This window comes from Acidovorax sp. 100 (genome assembly GCF_003688355.1).
In the GTDB taxonomy this organism is placed as follows: domain Bacteria; phylum Pseudomonadota; class Gammaproteobacteria; order Burkholderiales; family Burkholderiaceae_C; genus Acidovorax; species Acidovorax delafieldii.
Window position 1 is genome coordinate 1,138,515 of sequence record NZ_REFD01000001.1, and the last position, 18,062, is coordinate 1,156,576.

Here is an 18,062-nt window from a genome sequence, read left to right on the forward strand (position 1 = left end):
AATCCCAAGGCGCCCATACGACCTATTTTTCCGATTCAATGAGGGCGCCAAGGGGGCGCCCTCTCAGCCTGCCAGCGCCGCCTCAATATCCCCCGCCAGCTTCTTCGGCGCGTCCTGCGGCGCATAGCGGCGGATCACGCGGCCGTCCTTGCCGACGAGGAACTTGGTGAAGTTCCACTTGATGGCCTTGCTGCCCAGCAGGCCTGGGGCCTCGGCGGTGAGCCACTGGTACAGGGGCGATGCGTTGGCGCCGTTCACGTCGATCTTGGCCATCATCGGAAAGCTCACGCCGTAGTTGAGCTGGCAGAAGCTGGCGATCTCGTCGTTGCTGCCGGGGTCCTGGGCGCCGAACTGGTTGCAGGGGAAGCCCAGCACGACGAGGCCTTTGTCTGCGTATTCCTTGTGCAGTTCTTCCAGCCCGCCGAACTGGGGCGTGAAGCCGCAGGCGCTGGCGGTGTTCACGATGAGCAATACCTTGCCCCGGTATTGCGACAGGGGCACGGCCTGGCCGTTCATCTGCAGGGCTTCAAAGTCGTAGATGCTGGTGGACATGCGGGTTCTCCGGGTGGGGATGACGGGCCATCGTAGCCCCAGCTGCAGAGGCCTGTGCGCAGGCGGGTCAATCCATCAATGAGGGCCCGCAGCGCCCTGTCGGCGGAACTGCAGCGCCGCCAGCAGCGAAGCCAGCAGGATCAGCGCCCCGCCCAGCACGGTGCGCGTGTTCAGCGTGGCCGCGCCCAGCAGGGCCGACGACACGCTGGCAAACATCACCTCCGACAGCATCACCAGCGCCGTGGTGCCCGCCGCAAGGCGGGCGGCGCCAAATTGCAGCGCCCAGTTGCCCTGCATCAGCACCCCGGCCAGCAGCAGGCCGGTGACGACCCAGGTGGCATTGACGGCAGGGAAGGGCTCCACCACGCCCACTTGCAGGCCAATGCTGGCCACGGCCAGCGCCATGAGCATGCAGCCGCCAAACATCGAGAACATGCGCGCGGGCCCCGGCACGGTGTGCAGGCGGCGCAGCGTGACGTTGGTCAGCGCGAACATGAAACCGCCCAGCAACGCCAGAGCGTCGGCCAGCGACAGGTTCTGCAGCAGGCGCGAAGCAGGCGCGCCCTCGGGCAGCAGCACCAGCACCACGCCGCAGAAAGCCAGCGCCAGGCGCAGCAGCGCCGCAGGGGTAGGGCGCTCGCCCAGCACCTTCCAAGCCAGCAGCACGGCCCAGGCGGGCATCAGATAGAACAGCAGGATCACGCGCACCACGTCGCCAATGGTCACGGCCCAGTTGAAGGCCACGTTGTTCAGGCCCGAGGCCAGCGCCAGCAGCCACAGCTGCGGATGCGCGCGCACCTGCTGCAAGATGCTGGGGCGCCAAGCCAGCAGCGCCAGCAGCACCACCGCATACATGCAGGCCGTGGCCCACAAGGGGTGCAGCCCCGCCTGGTGCATGTGCTGAAACGGCCACCACGCCAGGCCCCAGACAAAGGCGTTGAATAAGAGTGCGGCGAAGGGGAGGGGAGAGTGCATTGAAGGGAAAAACAGGCGGTAGCGCTAGTGGAATATGCGCTGAAAGCTATAAATTATGTAGCAGGTGGTTCCATGCTGCACAGCCAGCTAAAACTGGCACGTTTCAAGGCCAGTGCACCCGTGGAACTCGCTTTGCTAGGCCACTGGGTGCGTCCCCCTCCCGCGCAGCGAGAGAAGGGGAAGACGCGCAGCGGCTCAGGGGGAGCCTTCAATAGCTCCAGGCCACTGGGTGCGTCCCCCTCGGGGGAAGCGGCGAAGCCGCACAGGGGGGCTTCGCAATCAGGAGTCAATGGTGCGTATCGTGCCGCGCGATGTCCAGCAAGTGGTTCACTTCGTCGCGGTGGTTCACGCAGTTGCGCTGGTGCCAGCGGCGGATGACCCACATGATGCCCGCCACCACCAGCCCGAAGGTGGTGATGGCGCCGAACACCGACAGGCCCAGCTTGAGCGACAGGCTGTAGAAAGCCCCCAGGCCCAGGATGCAGGCCTGCTCGTTGAAGTTCTGCACGGCAATCGACCGGCCCGCGCCCATGAGGTTGTGGCCCCGGTGCTGCAGCAGGGCGTTCATGGGCACCACCAGGTAGCCGCCCAGGCCGCCCAGCACGATGAGGAATGGAATGGCCAGCCAGATGTTGCTGATGAACACCATCAGGATCAGCAGCAAGCCCATCGCAATGCCCAGCGGGATCACGCGGGTGGCCATGTCCAGGCGCATGCGCATCGATGCCACCACGGCACCCACGGCGGTGCCGATGGCCACCACGCCGGTCAGGGCCGAGGCCTGGGTGGTGTTGTAGCCCAGGGCCACGGCGGCCCAGGCCAGCACGATGAACTTGAGGTTGCCACCGGCGCCCCAGAACAGGGTGGTGGTGGCCAGCGAGATCTGGCCCAGCTTGTCGCGCCACAGGCGGCTGTTGCAGGCCCAGAAGTCGGGCAGCAGGTTGAGCGCGTTGGTCACCACGCTGCGTGACGGGTCGGCGCGCAGGGGGCGCATCTCCACGCCGGTGTGCGGGATGCGGGTGTTGAACCAGGCAGCCAGTGCATAGACAGCGATCAGCGCCGCAATGGCGGCCTCGGCGGGGGTGTCCACGCCGGTGTCGATCACGGGGAAGTCAAAGCCCAGCAGCATGCCCGACAGCTGCTGCCCCACCAGCTGGCCGCCCAGCAGCACGCCCAGGATGATCGATGCAATGGTCAGGCCCTCGATCCAGCCGTTGGCCTTGACGAGCTGGGACGCGGGCAGCAGTTCGGTCAGGATGCCGTACTTGGCGGGCGAATAGGCCGCAGCACCCAGCCCCACCACGGCGTAGGCCATGAGCGGGTGCGAGCCAAACAGCATCATCAGGCAGCCCGCCACCTTGATGGCGTTGCTGACAAACATGACCTTGCCCTTGGGCAGCGCATCGGCAAAGGCGCCGACGAAGGGCGCCAGCACCACATAGAACAATGCGAACATGGGCACCAGGGCCGCGCGCTGCCACTCGGGGGCGCCTCCGGTGCGCAGGAGTTCCACAGCGGCTACGAAGAGTGCGTTGTCGGCCAGCGAGCTGAAAAACTGCGCCGACATGATGGTGTAAAAACCGCGCTTCATCGAATGGCTGGTGAGAGCATCAGTTGGGCTGATGCCCTGGTAAATGTGAAGAATCGTAGCGAGGGACAGGCGGTTATATCACGCGGATAAACGGCCACAGTGCCAGAATCCGGCGCTGGTCCCCCGGTAAATCCCTCGCTCCATCAGGTCTGTCCCATGCCCCGTCCCATTGCTGCCACCATCCACACCACGGCCCTGCACCACAACCTCGCGCGCGTGCGCCAGTCGGTGCCTGACGCCAAGGTGTGGGCGGTGGTCAAGGCCAATGCCTATGGCCACGGCATCGAGCGGGTGTACGAGGGCCTGCGCGGGGCCGACGGTTTTGCGCTGCTGGACCTGGCCGAGGCCGAGCGCGTGCGCCACCTGGGCTGGCGCGGGCCCATCCTGCTGCTCGAAGGCGTGTTCGAGCCGCGCGACCTGGAGCTGTGCTCGCGCCTGGGCCTGTGGCATGCGGTGCACTGCGACGAGCAGATCGACATGCTGGCTGCGCACAAGACGCAGGTGCCGCACCGGGTGTTCCTCAAGATGAATTCGGGCATGAACCGCCTGGGCTTCACGCCCGAGCGCTACCGCGCCGCGTGGGCCCGGCTCAATGCGCTGCCGCAGGTGGACGAGATTTCGTTCATGACCCACTTCAGCGATGCCGATGGCCCGCGTGGCATTGCGCACCAGATGGCGGCCTTCACCGCTGCGGCACAGGACCTGCCTGGCGAGCGCAGCCTGAGCAACAGCGCCGCCACCCTGCGTCATGCGCAGGATGCGGGCGTGCGCGCCGACTGGGTGCGCGCGGGCATCGTGGTCTATGGCAGCGTCCCCGACTTCCCCGAGCACAACGCCAGCCACTGGGGGTTGCAACCCACCATGACGCTGTCCACCCGCCTCATCGCCACCCAGCAACTGCAGGCGGGCGACACCGTGGGTTATGGCTCGCGCTTCACGGCCGATGGGCCGCTCACCATCGGCATCGCCGCCTGCGGCTATGCCGACGGCTACCCCCGCCACTGCGACACCGGCACGCCGGTGCTGGTGAACGGCGTGCGCACGCGCCTGGTGGGGCGGGTGAGCATGGACATGGTGACCGTGGACCTTACGCCCCTGCAGCAGGCGGGTGTGGAGGTGGGCTTTGGCAGCGAGGTCACGCTCTGGGGCCGCGCCAGCAATGGCGTGGTGTTGTCCATCGACGAGGTGGCGCAGGCAGCAGGCACCGTGGGCTACGAGCTGATGTGCGCCCTGGCGCAGCGCGTGCCGGTGGTGGTGGACGGCGGGGCCTGAAGCCCCCCTTCATTGGCGTGCGGCAGGGCGCGGTTCGCGCACAAGTTCACGCCGCAGGGCCCGCCGGTGTGGGGCGCGGCCTGAAACTGGTGTGAAATGGCGCCGTCTGTTTGCCGCCGCGCGCAGCGCGCTCCTTCCATGGCCACACCCCGCAGCAACTCCTCCGGTTCCAAGAAAAAAGGCAGCTCCACCTGGCGCTCGGTGCGCATGCCGCACCACGGCGCGGTGGCGCGCACCCTGCAGCAGCGCTACAGCCTGCGCTGGCACGGGTTGCTGATCGGCAGCTTCACGCTGCTGCTGATGTGGACCACCTCGCACCTGCAGATGGTGCTGGGCGTGGATTCACTGGCACTGCGGTACTTGATTACGCTGTCGGTGGGCTACGTTGGCTATCTGCTGGTGCTGCGCGCCTGGGCAGCGCGGCTGGTGCGTCGGGACGGGTCGTCGGGCGACGGCAGCAGTGTGGAATTGCCCGACATCTCGTGGCCCAGTGGCAATGGCCCCTCCGGGGGAGGCCAAGTGCCCTTGCCCCGCACCGGCGGTGGCCAAGTGCCCTTGCCCCGCACCGGCGGTGGCAACTTTGGCGGCGGTGGCGCATCGGGGGACTTTGGGGGCGGGTGGACGCAGGGCCTGTCCAGCGGGGGGTCCGGCAGCGACTCCAGCGTGCTGGGCGATATTGCCGGGGGCGCGGCCGATGCGCTGGGCAGCGCCGACGAGGGTGCCGTGGTGGTCGTGCCCGTGGTGGCCATCTTTCTCATCGGCGCAGCGCTGATCCTGGGTGCGGGGTCGCTCGCCATGCTGTTTTTTGGCTGGGATGTGCTGCTCACAGTGGCGGTGGAGATCGCCTTTTCAGTGGCCACTGCCCGCGCCGCCGTGGGGGTGGAGCGCGAGGGCTGGCTCAGCGCCGCCGTGCGCCTGACCTGGAAGCCCTTGCTGGGCGCGCTGGTCTGCGCCGTGCTGCTGGGCGCCACCATCGACCACTTCCTGCCCCATGTGCATTCGCTGCCCGAGGCGCTGCGGGTGATCCAGGGGCGGTAATTGCTCTTGTTTTGATAGCTATCCAGGCATGTTGTACTAGCGCCTAGGGCAAAAATCTCTCCAAAAGCGTTGGAAACCCCCTGGGGTGCCCCTAGCGCGAGGACCGGCCCGTGCCATGGCCGCAGTCCTCGCCGGGCTCCACGGGCGGCAGCGCATCCAGGTTGGCCCGCACCCGTGCCAGCAGGGCCAGCAGCTGCGCCTGGGTGGCGTCGTCGCAGCCCGCCAGCACCTGGGCCGACAGGGTTTGCCGCGCGCCCTGTAGCGCCTGGTACAGCGCCTGGCCCTCGGCGCTCAGCGTGAGGCACAGGCTGCGCCGGTCCTCGGCGTGCGGCTGGCGTTCCAGCCAGCCCTTGTCCTGCAACAGGCCCAGCATGCGTGCCACTTGGGCCTTGTCGGCGCCGCTGTGGCGCACCAGCTCTTTCTGCGTGGCGCCAGGGTGGCGGCCGATGAAGTTCAGCGCGCGCACTTCATTGAAGGTCAGGTCCGGATGCACGGAGGTCATCGCGCGCACCATGCGCGCCCGGTAGGCGTGCATCAGGTCGTGCAGGGCTTCAAACACATCGGGGCGGGCGCGTGGGGGCATGGTGTGGCTATCGGTTGACAAAGTCAACTGAATGGCGGATGATTTGGTTGATTAAATCAACATTTTACGCCATGAACGCTTCCTTGCCCCTGGCCGCCACGGCCCCCTCCCTCGCCATCGAGCGCATTCGCCATTCCCTGCAGGGCCGCCACCTCCAGGTGGTGCGCCGCACCCAGGTCAGCCCCGGCTTTGTGCGGCTGACCCTGGCCGGCCCCGAGCTGGCAGGCTTTGTGAGTGCCGGGTTCGACGACCATCTCAAGCTCATCCTTCCCTCGCCCGGGCAAGACCGCCCCACCTTGCCCACGCTGCAAGATGGCCGCCCCGTGTTCGACGGCCCCCGCCCCGTGCTGCGCGATTACACCCCCGCGCGTTTTGACGCCGCAGCGGGCGAGCTGGACATCGAGGTCGCCCTGCACGACGCAGGCCCTGCCACCGACTGGGCCGCCAGCGCCACCGTGGGCCAGTGGGTGGGCATTGCCGGGCCGCGCGGCAGCATGGTCGTGCCCACGGGCTTCGATTGGCACTGGCTGCTGGGTGACGAAACCGCGCTGCCCGCCATCGCCCGCCGCCTGGCCGAGCTGCCCGCCAGCGCGGTGGCCACCGTGCGCATCCAGCTGAGCAACCCGGCCGACCAGCGCACGCTGGCGAGCGCGGCGCAGGTGGATCTGCAGTGGGTGAGCGCGCTGCCTGCCGCTGTGGAGGCGCTGTCGCTGCCGCCCGGCGCGGGCTTTGTCTGGGCCGCTGGCGAACACAGCGACATGGCCGCCGTGCGCCGCGCCATGCTGGCCAAGCCGGGTGTGGACGCCAAACGCATGCGCATCTCCGCCTACTGGAAGCGCGGCGCGGCGGACCACCACGAGGACCTGGCGAGCGCTGCGTAGTCGGCCCCTGCTTGCTACATCACTCGCTACTTTCCTCTCAGCGCAGCAGCGTCAGCGCCGCCGCCTTTTGCACTGCCCGGGTGACGTGCTGCAGGGCCTGCACATTCAGGCGCCAGCACTGCCAGTACAGCGGCACATCCACCGGCTTGCCTGCAATCAGCTCAACCAGCGCACCAGTCTTCAGGTCATCCTCCACCAGTGGGTCGGGCGTCATGCCCCAGCCCAGGCTGGCGCGGGTGGCTTTGACGAAGGCATGCGCCTCGGGCAGCCAGTGCACGGGCGGTGCGAGCTTGCGGCGCGTGATGCGGCCCACAAAACGCGCCTGCAGCGCATCCTTGCGGTTGAACACCAGCATGGGTGCCTGCGCCAGCGTGGTGGCGTTCACGCCCTGCGCAAAGTGGCGCTCCATGAACGCAGGGCTAGCGAGCGCGCGGTAGCGCAGCGTGCCCAGCGGCAGCACCTGGCAGCCCTGCACGGGCTGCGGGTCGGCCGTCACGGCGGCCATCACGCGGCCTTCGCGCAGCAGGTTGGCCGAATGGTCCTGGTCTTCCACATGGATGTCGAAGGTGATGGCCTGCCCCTCGGCCGCCTGCGCCATGGCGTGGGGGAACCAGGTGGCCAGCGAGTCGGCATTCACGCCAATCGCCAGCCGCGTGGTGCTGTGCTGCCCGCCGCCAATGGTGGCCAGCGCGTCGGCCTCGCTCAGCGCCACCTCGCGCGCATGGCGGTACAGCGCCTGCCCGGCCTCGGTGGGCGTGCAGGGCGTGGCGCGGCGCACCAATACCTGGCCCACGCGCTCTTCCAGCAGCTTGATGCGCTGCGACACCGCTGAGCGCGTGACATGCAGCACGGCCGCCGCTCGCTCGAAGCTGCCCTCATCGATCACCGTGGCAAAGGCGTTGAGCTGGGCGGAGTCGAGTTGCATGGGTGGTTAGCCATTCTGACGGATCGTTAAAAAGTATAGCTGGCGTCAACGAAGGCCCTTCGCCAGAATCCGTGCCCATGGTCTCCACTGCCTTCGTTCACGGTTTCACTTCCACCGCCATGCTCATCATGGCTATTGGCGCGCAAAACGCATTTGTGCTGCGCCAGGGCCTGCGGCGCGAGCATGTGATGCCCGTGGTGCTGGTGTGTGCGCTGTCGGACGCGCTACTGCTGCAGGTGGGCGTGTGGGGCATGGGCGGCGTGCTGCTGGCCCGGCCCGAGTGGGCGCAGTTCATGCGCTGGGCGGGGGCGCTGTTCCTGTTGATGTATGCCGTACAGACGGCCGCGCGGGCGCTGCGCCCGGGCCAGTTGTTGGTGGCCACCAGCGGCCCCGGCGCCAGTTTGCGCACCACACTGGCCACCGTGGTGGCACTCACCTGGCTCAACCCGCATGTATACCTGGACACTGTGGTGCTGCTGGGCACCATGGCCACACCCTACCCGGCCTGGGGCCGTGCGCTGTTTGCCGCGGGTGGCTCGCTGGCCAGCGCGCTGTGGTTCTTGTTGATCGGCCTGGGTGCCCGCTGGCTGGCGCCGTTGTTTGCCACCCCGGCGGCGTGGCGCGTGCTGGACGGGGTGACGGCCACCACCATGCTGGTGCTGGCAGGGGTGATGGCTCTAAGCTAAGAAGAATAAGTTCGTTTTCTAAAAGCGCCGCTTGGGGGATAGTCTGGCCATTCAGCATTTTTTGGCGTTTTTGCCTATCCTCCCGTCCATGCGCTTCAAACACCTACTCCTGGCCGCCGCCGTTGTTGCGGCCCTGCCCCTGGCCGCACAGTCCGCCACGTTCCGCTGGTCCCGCTCGGTGGACATTTCCACCTGGGACATCCACACCCAGAACGTGGGCGTGAACAACACCATGCACGGCGCGGTGTACGACACGCTGGTGGAATACAACAGCAAGACCTTCAAGCCCGAGCCCTCGCTCGCCACCGAGTGGAAGCTCATCAAGCCCACCCAGCTGCGCCTGACCTTGCGCAAGGGCGTGAAGTTCAGCGATGGCAGCGAGTTCACGGCCGACGACGCCAAGTTCTCGCTGGAGCGGGCCAAGGCCAAAAGCTCCAACTTCGCCGTCTACACCCAGGGCATTGACCGCGTGGAAAAGGTCGATGCCTACACCATCGACATCCACTCCGACCTGCCCAACCCGGTGCTGGTGAACCAGCTGACCGAGCTGCGCATCATGAGCAAGGCCTGGGCCGAGAAGAACAAGTCGGTCGAGCCCAAGGACATCAAGACCAAGGACGAAAACTTTGCCCACCGCAATGCGCTGGGCACCGGCCCCTACCAGCTCAAGCAGTGGACGCCTGACCAGCGCGTGGTGCTGGAGCCCAACCCCCACTGGTGGGGCAAGGGCAAGTACCCCACCAACCTGACCGAGATCGTCTACACCCCCATCAAGGCCGACGCCACGCGCACAGCGGCGTTGCTGTCGGGTGAGGTGGATTTCGTGATCGACCCGAGCCTGCAGGACCTGGCGCGCATCAAGCAGACGCCCAACCTGCAGGTGCTCGAAGGGCCCGAGTACCGCACCATCTTCCTGGGGCTGGACCAGTTCCGCGACGAGCTGCCCGGCTCGGACGTGAAGGGCAAGAACCCGCTGAAGGACCTGCGCGTGCGCAAGGCGCTGTACCAGGCGATCGACATCCACTCCATCCAGCGCGTGGTGCTGCGTGGCTTGGCCCAGCCCACGGGCACACTCATCGCCAACCAGGTCAACGGCTGGACCAAGAAGGCCGACGTGCGCTACCCCTACGACCCCAAGGCCGCGCAAAAGCTGCTGGCCGATGCGGGCTACCCCAACGGGTTTGAGGTGGACTTTGCCTGCAGCGCGGGCCGCTACATCAACGACGAGCAGCTGTGCCAGGCCATCACGTCACATTGGGCCAAGGTGGGCGTGAAGGCCAAGCTGCGCTCGCTGCCGTTTGCCACCTACTTTCCGATGATCCAGCGCAACGAAGCCAGCATCTACCTGCTGGGCTGGGGTGTGCCCACGTTCGATGCGTTCTACAGCCTGCAGTCGCTGGTGCGTACGACGGGCGCGGGTGGGGACGGCAACTTCAACCTGGGCCGGTTCTCCGACCCGCAGATGGACGCGCTGATCGAGCGTGTGAAGAAGGAAACGGACACCGCCACGCGCAACGGCCTGATCGAGCAGGCGCTGATCAAGGAGCATGAGTTGGTGTCGCACATCCCGCTGTACAACCAGGTGATTCCGTGGGCGGGCACCAAGAAGGTGGACATCATCCACCGCGCCGACAACCGCATCGACTGGCGGTATCTGAAGGTGAACTGATCCCGGTAGCCAGCAAAAAGCCCCGGTGCTTCGAGCCAGAAGCACCGGGGCTTTTTTGCGTCCGCAGGTGGCGTATCAGGCCAGCGCGCGCTGCACGGCGGGGCGCTGCAGCATGCGCTGCGTGTGTGCAAACACCTTCGGGAACTGGGCGATGTCCACGCCATCGCTGTGCAGCCAGGTGCCGATGGTGAACAGGTAGCCGTCGGCCACGGTGTATTGCTCGCCCATCACCCAGGGCCCCTGGTCCGCTTGCGGCAGGTAGTGGGTTTCGATGAGGTGAAAGCACTCGGTCATGTTCTGTGGCACCTTGCGCTGCATGGCGGCGTGGGCTTCGGGCTCGTCCGCCCAGCGGCTGGCGCGGGGGCGGTGGGCGTGGGCGATGTGCACCGTGGACGCGAGGTAGCTGTGGAACTCTTGCAGGCGCGCAAAGCCATGCGCGTCGGCGGGCGCCAGGCGCGCCTCTGGAAAGCTCTGCGCCACATAGGCCAGCAGCGCCGGGGTTTCGGTCAGGGTGCCGTGCGGCGTGGCCAGCGCGGGCACGCGGCCCTTGGGGTTCACCGCCAGGTATTCGGGCGTGCGTTGCTGGCCAGCGGCGAAGTCCACGCGCACCAGGTCGTAGGGGGCGCCCGCTTCTTCCAAAGCGATGCGAACGGCCTGCGCGCAGGTGCCGGGGGTGTAGTACAGCGTGAGTTGGGTCATGGTTGGTTTGCTATGAATTAAATAGCTGTTGACGCATATTCCACTAGCGCCTGCAGCCGATTTTGCTTGAAATGAATCAGTACAGGCCCCGCGTGCGCGCCATCAGCCGCGTGAGGCCCAGCAGGGCGTTGGTGTGCGGCGTGGGCGTGCCGGTGATCTGGCCCAGCTCGCGCACCGCGCCCACCAGGGCGTCGATCTCCATCGGCTTGTTCGCTTCCACGTCCTGCAGCATCGAGGTCTTGAACGCGCCCAGCTTGCGTGTGACGGCATGGCGGTCCTCGGGCTGCTGGTCAATCGGCAGGCCCAGCTTGTCGCCGATGGCCTTGGCTTCCAGCATCACGGCGCTCACAAAGCTGCGCACCAGGTCGTCGTCCAGGATGCGGTCGGTGGTGGCGCCGGTGAGGGCGCTGATGGGGTTCATGGTGAGGTTGCCCCAGAGCTTGAACCAGATGTCCTTCTGGATGCAGTCGCTCACTTCCACATCGATGCCGCCGCGCTGCAGCGTGTCGGCCAGTGCTTGCAGGCGCGGGCTGCGGCTGCCGTCCGGTTCGCCCACGATGAGGCGGTTGCCAAAGTGCTGGCGGACGAAACCCGGAGCCTCCAGCGAGCAGCTGGTGTGCACCACACTGCCCACCACGTTGCGCGCCGGGACGGCCTGGGCAATCACGCCCCCCGCGTCCACGGATTCAAGGGCATGCCCCTGCGCCGCACCGCCAAAGCCGTCGAGGAACCACCACGGCACGCCGTTCATGGCGGTGAGCACGATGGTGTCGGGCCCGATCAGCGGCGCCATGGCACGCGCCACGTCGGGCAGGCCCGGGGCCTTGACGGCGACCACCACCAGGTCTTGCACGCCGAGTGCGGCCGGGTCGCTGTGGGCTGTGACGGGCACCTGCGCCAGCGAGCCGTCGGCGCGCCGCATGCGCAGCCCCTCGGCCTGCAGGGCGCGCAGTGTGTCGCCCCGCGCCACCATGCTGACGGTGTGGCCCGCTTGCGCCAGGGCCACGCCCAGCCAGCCGCCGATCGCGCCGGCGCCGTAAATACATGCTTTCATGGATGTCTGTCCTTGAGTCTGAAAGAAGAAAAGTTCAGTAGCCTGCGGGCCGGGCGGGGGCGGCGTTGGTCGCGCTGCGGTAGCGTGCCAGCAGCTCCTGCGCAGCACTCACCAGCAGCATGGTGTCCACGCCCACGGCCACAAACAGCGCGCCGGCCGCCAGCCACTGGCGCGCCTGTGATTCGGTGGTGGCCAGGATGCCCGGCGCCTTGCCTGCGCGCAGGATGCGCGCAATGCCGTCATGGATGGCGGCCTGGACGTCAGGGTGCCCTGGGTTGCCGGGGTGGCCCATGGAGGCCGACAGATCGGCCGGGCCGATGAACACGCCGTCCACCCCGGGCGTGGCGGCAATGGCATCGAGGTGAGCCATGGCTTCCACCGTTTCTGCCTGCACCAGCAGGCAGATCTGCTGGTTGGCCTCGTGCACATACTGCGGGTAAGCCTGCCAGCGCGACGAGCGGGCCAGTGCGCTGCCCATGCCGCGCACGCCTTCGGGCGCATAGCGCGTGGCGCGCACCAGTTGCTGGGCCTGCTCGGGCGTATCGACCATGGGCACCAGCAGGGTCTGGGCGCCGATGTCCAGGTACTGTTTGATCAATGCCGTGTCACCCACCGGCACCCGGGCGATGGGGTGGGGCGCCTGCACGCCTGGCGGCAGGGCGCTGGTGGCGCTGGCGATGGCCTGCAGCTGGTGCAGGATGGAGCGCAGGTCGTTGGGCGCATGTTCGCCATCGACCAGCAGCCAATCGTAGCCGGTGCCTGCGAGGATTTCGGCGCTGTAGGCGTTGGCCAGCCCGAGCCAGAGGCCGATTTGCGCCTGGCCTTGGGCCATGGCCTGTTTGAAGCGGTTGGTGGGTGTCTGCAATGTCAACTCCGTGCGGTGCCAAGCCCGCCATCGTACGGGCTGCGGCGGATCGAGGTGGGCATGGCCGCTATAGTCGGCTGCCCCTGCATCGGGGCGCCTCACCGACACCTGCCATGGCCAAAGAAAAAACCACGTTCACCTGCACCGAGTGCGGCGGCACCAGCCCGCGCTGGCTGGGCAAATGCCCGTCCTGCGGCGCCTGGAACACGCTGATCGAGCAGGTGGCCGAGGCCGGGCCGGGCAAGAACCGCCTGAGCACGCCGCAAGGCTACGCGGGCCTGGCCAATGCGCAGCCCGTCCTGCCGCTGGCCGCCATCGAGGCCCAGGACGTGGCCCGCACCCCCAGCGGCATCGACGAGCTGGACCGTGTGCTGGGCGGCGGCATTGTGGAAGGCGGCGTGGTGCTCATCGGGGGCGATCCGGGCATTGGCAAATCGACCCTGCTGCTACAGGCCATGGACGCGCTGCAGCGGGCGGGCCTGCCCACGCTGTATGTGACGGGTGAGGAGAGCGGAGCGCAGGTGGCGCTGCGTTCGCGGCGCCTGGGCATCGACGGCAGCCAGGTACAGCTGCTGGCCGAGATCCAGCTCGAAAAGATTCTGGCGACCGTGGAGGCCACGCAGCCCGCCGTGGTGGTCATCGACTCCATCCAGACCACCTACTCCGACCAGCTCACCAGCGCGCCGGGCTCCGTCGCCCAGGTGCGGGAATGCGCGGCGCACCTCACGCGCATGGCCAAGGGCACGGGCATTGCTGTCATTCTGGTGGGCCATGTGACCAAGGAAGGTGCGTTGGCGGGCCCGCGCGTGCTGGAGCACATGGTGGACACGGTGCTGTACTTCGAAGGCGACACGCACAGCCAGTTCCGCCTGGTGCGGGCCATCAAGAACCGCTTCGGCGCGGTCAACGAAATCGGCGTGTTCGCCATGACCGAAAAGGGCCTCAAGGGCGTGAGCAACCCGAGCGCCATCTTCTTGAGCCAGCATTCCGAGCCCGTGCCCGGCAGCTGCGTGATGGTGACGTTGGAGGGCACACGCCCTCTGCTGGTGGAGATCCAGGCCCTGGTGGACAGTGGCGGCCCCAGCCCCCGGCGCCTGTCGGTGGGCCTGGACAAGGACCGCCTGGCCATGCTGCTGGCCGTGCTGCACCGCCATGCGGGGGTGGCCTGCATGGACCAGGACGTGTTTGTGAATGCGGTGGGGGGCGTGCGCATCAGCGAACCGGCCGCCGACCTGGCGGTGATGTTGTCCATCACCTCCAGCCTGCGGGGCAAGGCGCTGCCGCGCGGCTTTCTGGCGTTTGGCGAAGTGGGGCTGGCCGGTGAGGTGCGGCCTGCGCCCCGGGGGCAGGAGCGCCTGAAGGAAGCCGCCAAGCTGGGTTTCAGCGTGGCCGTGGTGCCCAAAGCCAATGCGCCCAAAAAACCCATCGAAGGGCTGACCATCCATGCCGTCGAGCGGGTGGAAGAGGCCATGAACGTGGTGCGCGGTCTGTAAGCAATGCCCACAGCGCCATGTCCATGGCGCCATAAGACAATCTCGACCTATGAACTTGCGCAATATCCTGGTGCCCCTGGGGGCGGTGGCCCTGATCGGGTTTGGTTTTTATGCCTACGGCTGGGCCGGGGTGGCTGCCGTGGCCGGTGGGCTGCTCATGTGGGGCCTGCTGCACTTCACGCGGCTGATGAGCGTGATGCAAAAGGCCGCCAAGCGCCCCATCGGGTATGTGGGCAGCGCCGTGATGCTCAACGCCCGGCTGACGAAGGGCGTGAACCTCATGCACGTGGTGGCCATGACCCAGGCGCTGGGAGAGCGCGTGTCGGCCGAAAACGTGCAGCCCGAGGTCTACCGCTGGACCGACGGCACCCGCTCGTACGTGACCTGCGAGTTCCAGCAGGGCAAGCTGGTGGTGTGGACCCTGGTCCGCCCCCAGGACAACCCTGCCGCTGATGGAGAAGGCGCGCCGCCCGCCGCCCCGTAAAATCCTGGTTTTGCGACCCACAGCAACCAAAGGACACCCATGAGCCCCGTAGTTCCCTCGATGGCCGACCGTGACGGCAAGATCTGGATGGACGGCCAGATGGTCGATTGGCGCGACGCCAAGATCCACGTGCTGACCCACACCCTGCATTACGGCTGCGGCGCCTTCGAAGGCGTGCGCGCCTACAACACCGCCAATGGCACGGCGATCTTTCGCCTGGAAGAGCACACCGACCGCCTCTTCAACAGCGCCAAGATCCTGCGCATGAAGATCCCGTTCACCAAGGAAGAGGTGAATGAGGCCCAGAAAGCCGTGGTGCGCGAAAACAAGCTCGAATCCTGCTATCTGCGTCCATTGACCTGGATCGGCTCGCAAAAGCTGGGTGTTTCGCCCAAGGGCAACCAGATTCATCTGATGGTCGCTGCCTGGGCCTGGGGCGCCTATCTGGGCGAGGAAGGCCTCAAGCGCGGCATCCGCGTCAAGACCAGCAGCTACACCCGCCACCACGTCAACATCACCATGACGCAGGCGAAGGCGGTGAGCAATTACACCAACTCCATCCTCGCCAACATGGAAGCCACGGACGATGGCTACGACGAAGCCCTGCTGCTGGACAGCTCGGGTTTTGTGTCCGAAGGCGCGGGCGAAAACATCTTTGTGATCAAGAACGGCGTGATCTATACGCCCGACCTGTCGGCCGGTGCCCTGAACGGCATCACCCGCAACACCGTGTTCCACATCGCCAAGGACCTGGGCCTGGAGATCGTGCAAAAGCGCATCACGCGCGACGAGGTGTACATCGCCGATGAGGCCTTCTTCACCGGCACAGCCGCTGAAGTCACGCCCATCCGCGAACTCGACCGGATCGAGCTGGGCAGCGGATCGCGCGGCCCGATCACCGAAAAAATCCAAAGCGCCTTCTTCGACATCGTCGGTGGCCGCAATCCGAAATACGCCCACTGGCTGAGCAAGGTCTGAAGAACATGTCGCAAGCAACCGTTGAACTCCTGGCCAAAGACCTGAACGCCCAAGGCGGCGTTTTCTGTCCCAGCCCCAAGGCCGACATGAAGCTGTGGAACAGCCACCCCAAGGTGTACCTGGACGTGGCCCGCACGGGTGAAGCCAAGTGCCCTTACTGTGGCACGGTGTACCGCCTGAAGGCCGGTGAGCACGTACACGCTGGTCACTGATTGATGCCGGTTGCAGTCGGCGGCGCTACGCCGCCGCCCACGTTGACCGTGGCGGTGCTGACCCTCAACGAGGCGCACCGCATTGAAGCCTGCCTGCAAAGCGCTGCGTTTGCCGACCAGTTGCTGGTGGTGGACAGCGGCAGCACGGACGACACCGTGGCCATCGCCCAGCGCCTGGGCGCCGAAGTCCACAACTACCCCGACTGGCAGGGCTTTGCCGTGCAGCGCAACCGGCTGCTGGCCCATGCGCGGGGCGACTACATCTTCTTTCTGGACGCCGACGAGGTGATGACGCCGGCGTTCGCCCAGGAGCTGCAGGCGATCGTGCGCTCTGGTGCGAAGGCCGTGTGGAGCATCCGCTGGCGCATGGTGGCCTACGGGCACGAACTCAGGCACTTTCGCTCGCAATCGCAGATCGAGCGCCTGTTCGTGCGCGCCATGGTCCGCGAGTTCACGGGTGTGGTGCACGAGCAGGCCGAACTGTTGCCACCACCGGGCGGTGGCACCGTGCCGCGCCGCCTGATCGAAGCGCGGCTGCTGCACTACTCGCGCACCACCGTGCGCGGCAGCCTGGAAAAGCTCACCCAGTACGCGATGCTCGGTGCCGCCAAGCGGGCGGCGGCAGGCAAGAAGGGCGGCGTGGTGCGGGGCCTGGCCTCGGGCACCAGCATGTTCCTGCGCCTGTATGTGTTTCGGCTGGGTTTTTTGTGTGGCGGGGCGGGTTTTCTGTATTGTCTGTTTGTGGCACTGGAGGCGTTCTTCCGGTACGCCGCCCTGGAGTACGACCACCAGCAACTGAGCGAGAGCGTGCGCCGTTGACCAAAGCTGAAGATCTTTTTGTGCGCCTGTCGGGCGCGGCGGCCTTCATGGTGCCGGGTATGGCGCTGTGGGTGCGCTCGGGCTATTCCTGGGGGGCGGTGGTGTTGCTGTTGTGCAGCCTGGCCACCGCCGGGGTGTGGCTGCGGCGCCGGCCGGGGCGCGATGCCTGGCTGCTTTTGGCCTCCATCGTGGCGATGGGCACGGTCTGGGCCCTCGACTTTGACCCGGCCCAGGGCAGCTGGTCCAACCTGGACCGGCCTGCCAAGTACCTGCTGGCGCTGCCGTGCCTGCTGTATGTGCTGGCCTATCCCCCGCGGGTGCGCTGGCTCTGGGCCGGTATCGCCGTCGGCGCCTGTGGCGCGGGGCTGATCGGTTTGTACCAGGCCATGGTGCTGCACCTGCCGCGCGCCAATGGTTTTACCAACGCCATCCAGTACGGCGGGCTCAGCCTGTTGCTGGGGCTGATGTGTTCGGTCGCGCTGCTGGTGCTGTGGGACCGCTGGAAGCCCTGGCAGCGTGCGGGCTGGGCGGTGGGCATTCTGCTGGGCCTGGAGGGATCGCTGCTGTCCGAGTCGCGCGGGGGCTGGGTGGTGCTGCCGCTGGCGTTGCTGCTGTGCGCCTGGCTGCAGGCCCGCTGTGGCCAGCGCAAGCTGGCCCTTGTGGGCGGCGTGTTGGTCGTGGCGGGTGCGGCCGGGCTGATGGCCTTCAAGGCCAACGAGGTGCGCCTGCGCGTGGATGAGGCGCGGCAGGAGATCACGCAGTACGAGTCGCGGGGCGACGCGGCCAGCTCGGTGGGCCAGCGCCTGGCGCACTGGGGCCTGGCCTGGCGCATGGGCCTGGACCGCCCCTGGACCGGCTGGGGCCGCTACGGATACGAGGCCGAGAAGCAGCGGCGGGTGGCTGCCGGCGAGGCCCACCCGATTGTTTTGCAGTTCAGCCACGCCCACAACGAGGTGCTGGACATCTTTGCCAAGCGCGGCATCCCCGGCGTGGTGGTCTTGCTGTTTTTCTATGGTGTGCCCCTGGTGCTGTTCTGGCCCACGCGGCGGCGCGTGTTCCCAGGGAGTGCGGGCGTGCTGGATACCGAGGGCCTGTGCCTGCGCATGATCGGGGTGCTGCTGCCCGTGTCCTACATGGGCTTTGGCACGACCCAGGTGTTTTTGGGGCACAACAGCGGCACCATGTTCTATCTGTTCATGGGCATGCTGGTGCTGGCCATCCTGCAAGGCCGCGAGCGCCAGCGGCTGCAGGCGCCCGGGCAGGCCGCCGCTCTTTCCTGAAGGACC

The 18,062-nt window shown here is 67.1% G+C and carries 19 protein-coding genes; 11 read left to right on the forward strand and 8 right to left on the reverse strand.

Features of this window, described 5'->3' with window-relative positions; all coding sequences use genetic code 11:
- Nucleotides 1-63: 63 nt before the first annotated feature.
- From C8C96_RS05305 to lplT, 3 genes are all read right to left on the reverse strand, one after another.
- Nucleotides 64-552, reverse strand: coding sequence for a glutathione peroxidase (locus C8C96_RS05305; RefSeq protein WP_121941685.1), 489 nt, complete (start codon nt 550-552; stop codon nt 64-66).
- A gap of 75 nt (nt 553-627) precedes the next feature.
- Complete coding sequence (locus C8C96_RS05310) at nt 628-1,527, reverse strand: DMT family transporter (protein WP_121941686.1); 900 nt, start codon at nt 1,525-1,527, stop codon at nt 628-630.
- A gap of 286 nt (nt 1,528-1,813) precedes the next feature.
- Complete coding sequence (gene lplT, locus C8C96_RS05315; RefSeq protein WP_121941687.1) at nt 1,814-3,118, reverse strand: lysophospholipid transporter LplT; 1,305 nt, start codon at nt 3,116-3,118, stop codon at nt 1,814-1,816.
- 156 nt (nt 3,119-3,274) lie between these two features.
- Here lplT and alr point away from each other — a divergent pair, with 156 nt between their 5' ends.
- Both alr and C8C96_RS05325 read left to right on the forward strand, forming a co-directional pair.
- Nucleotides 3,275-4,390, forward strand: coding sequence for an alanine racemase (gene alr / locus C8C96_RS05320; protein ID WP_121941688.1), 1,116 nt, complete (start codon nt 3,275-3,277; stop codon nt 4,388-4,390).
- Between the two features lie 138 nt (nt 4,391-4,528).
- On the forward strand, nt 4,529-5,428 hold the full coding sequence (locus C8C96_RS05325; protein ID WP_121943891.1) for a hypothetical protein: 900 nt from the start codon (nt 4,529-4,531) through the stop codon (nt 5,426-5,428).
- A 91-nt stretch (nt 5,429-5,519) separates the two neighbouring features.
- Here the strand turns inward: C8C96_RS05325 and C8C96_RS05330 are convergent, their stop codons facing one another.
- On the reverse strand, nt 5,520-6,011 hold the full coding sequence (locus C8C96_RS05330; protein WP_121941689.1) for a MarR family winged helix-turn-helix transcriptional regulator: 492 nt from the start codon (nt 6,009-6,011) through the stop codon (nt 5,520-5,522).
- Nucleotides 6,012-6,082: 71 nt separating this feature from the next.
- Here C8C96_RS05330 and C8C96_RS05335 point away from each other — a divergent pair, with 71 nt between their 5' ends.
- Entirely contained in the window at nt 6,083-6,892 is an 810-nt protein-coding gene (locus C8C96_RS05335) for a siderophore-interacting protein (RefSeq protein ID WP_121941690.1), read from the forward strand.
- A 37-nt stretch (nt 6,893-6,929) separates the two neighbouring features.
- Here C8C96_RS05335 and C8C96_RS05340 read toward each other — a convergent pair whose 3' ends face one another.
- Nucleotides 6,930-7,817: a LysR family transcriptional regulator ArgP gene (locus C8C96_RS05340; RefSeq protein WP_121941691.1), complete on the reverse strand. Its 888-nt coding sequence runs from the start codon at nt 7,815-7,817 to the stop codon at nt 6,930-6,932.
- A 77-nt stretch (nt 7,818-7,894) separates the two neighbouring features.
- Here C8C96_RS05340 and C8C96_RS05345 point away from each other — a divergent pair, with 77 nt between their 5' ends.
- Entirely contained in the window at nt 7,895-8,503 is a 609-nt protein-coding gene (locus C8C96_RS05345) for a LysE/ArgO family amino acid transporter (RefSeq protein WP_121941692.1), read from the forward strand.
- 88 nt (nt 8,504-8,591) lie between these two features.
- A complete protein-coding gene (locus C8C96_RS05350) occupies nt 8,592-10,172 on the forward strand; it encodes an ABC transporter substrate-binding protein (protein ID WP_121941693.1) in 1,581 nt (526 codons plus the stop codon).
- 75 nt (nt 10,173-10,247) lie between these two features.
- On the opposite strand, the gene C8C96_RS05355 is transcribed toward C8C96_RS05350, so the two are convergent.
- The 3 genes from C8C96_RS05355 to hpaI all read right to left on the reverse strand — a co-directional run bounded on the left by C8C96_RS05355 (nt 10,248) and on the right by hpaI (nt 12,790).
- A complete protein-coding gene (locus C8C96_RS05355; protein WP_121421944.1) occupies nt 10,248-10,871 on the reverse strand; it encodes a glutathione S-transferase family protein in 624 nt (207 codons plus the stop codon).
- Nucleotides 10,872-10,947: 76 nt separating this feature from the next.
- Nucleotides 10,948-11,925 (reverse strand): 2-dehydropantoate 2-reductase, encoded by a 978-nt coding sequence (locus C8C96_RS05360; RefSeq protein ID WP_121941694.1) that lies wholly within the window; start codon nt 11,923-11,925, stop codon nt 10,948-10,950.
- A gap of 34 nt (nt 11,926-11,959) precedes the next feature.
- Nucleotides 11,960-12,790 (reverse strand): 4-hydroxy-2-oxoheptanedioate aldolase, encoded by an 831-nt coding sequence (hpaI, locus tag C8C96_RS05365; RefSeq protein ID WP_121941695.1) that lies wholly within the window; start codon nt 12,788-12,790, stop codon nt 11,960-11,962.
- A 113-nt stretch (nt 12,791-12,903) separates the two neighbouring features.
- Between hpaI and radA the strand changes: the two genes are divergently transcribed.
- The 6 genes from radA to C8C96_RS05395 are packed head-to-tail and all read left to right on the forward strand — an operon-like array spanning nt 12,904 to nt 18,056.
- Nucleotides 12,904-14,283: a DNA repair protein RadA gene (gene radA, locus C8C96_RS05370; RefSeq protein ID WP_056057287.1), complete on the forward strand. Its 1,380-nt coding sequence runs from the start codon at nt 12,904-12,906 to the stop codon at nt 14,281-14,283.
- A gap of 49 nt (nt 14,284-14,332) precedes the next feature.
- Nucleotides 14,333-14,767, forward strand: coding sequence for a glycerate kinase (locus C8C96_RS05375; protein ID WP_116748618.1), 435 nt, complete (start codon nt 14,333-14,335; stop codon nt 14,765-14,767).
- Nucleotides 14,768-14,806: 39 nt separating this feature from the next.
- Nucleotides 14,807-15,745: a branched-chain amino acid transaminase gene (locus C8C96_RS05380; protein ID WP_056057294.1), complete on the forward strand. Its 939-nt coding sequence runs from the start codon at nt 14,807-14,809 to the stop codon at nt 15,743-15,745.
- A gap of 5 nt (nt 15,746-15,750) precedes the next feature.
- A complete protein-coding gene (locus tag C8C96_RS05385) occupies nt 15,751-15,957 on the forward strand; it encodes a zinc-finger domain-containing protein (RefSeq protein ID WP_056057299.1) in 207 nt (68 codons plus the stop codon).
- A gap of 3 nt (nt 15,958-15,960) precedes the next feature.
- On the forward strand, nt 15,961-16,776 hold the full coding sequence (locus C8C96_RS05390) for a glycosyltransferase family 2 protein (protein WP_121943892.1): 816 nt from the start codon (nt 15,961-15,963) through the stop codon (nt 16,774-16,776).
- Nucleotides 16,773-18,056, forward strand: a complete 1,284-nt coding sequence (locus tag C8C96_RS05395) for an O-antigen ligase (protein ID WP_121941696.1) — start codon at nt 16,773-16,775, stop codon at nt 18,054-18,056. The genes C8C96_RS05390 and C8C96_RS05395 overlap by 4 nt, the downstream gene beginning before the upstream one ends.
- Nucleotides 18,057-18,062 lie beyond the last annotated feature (6 nt).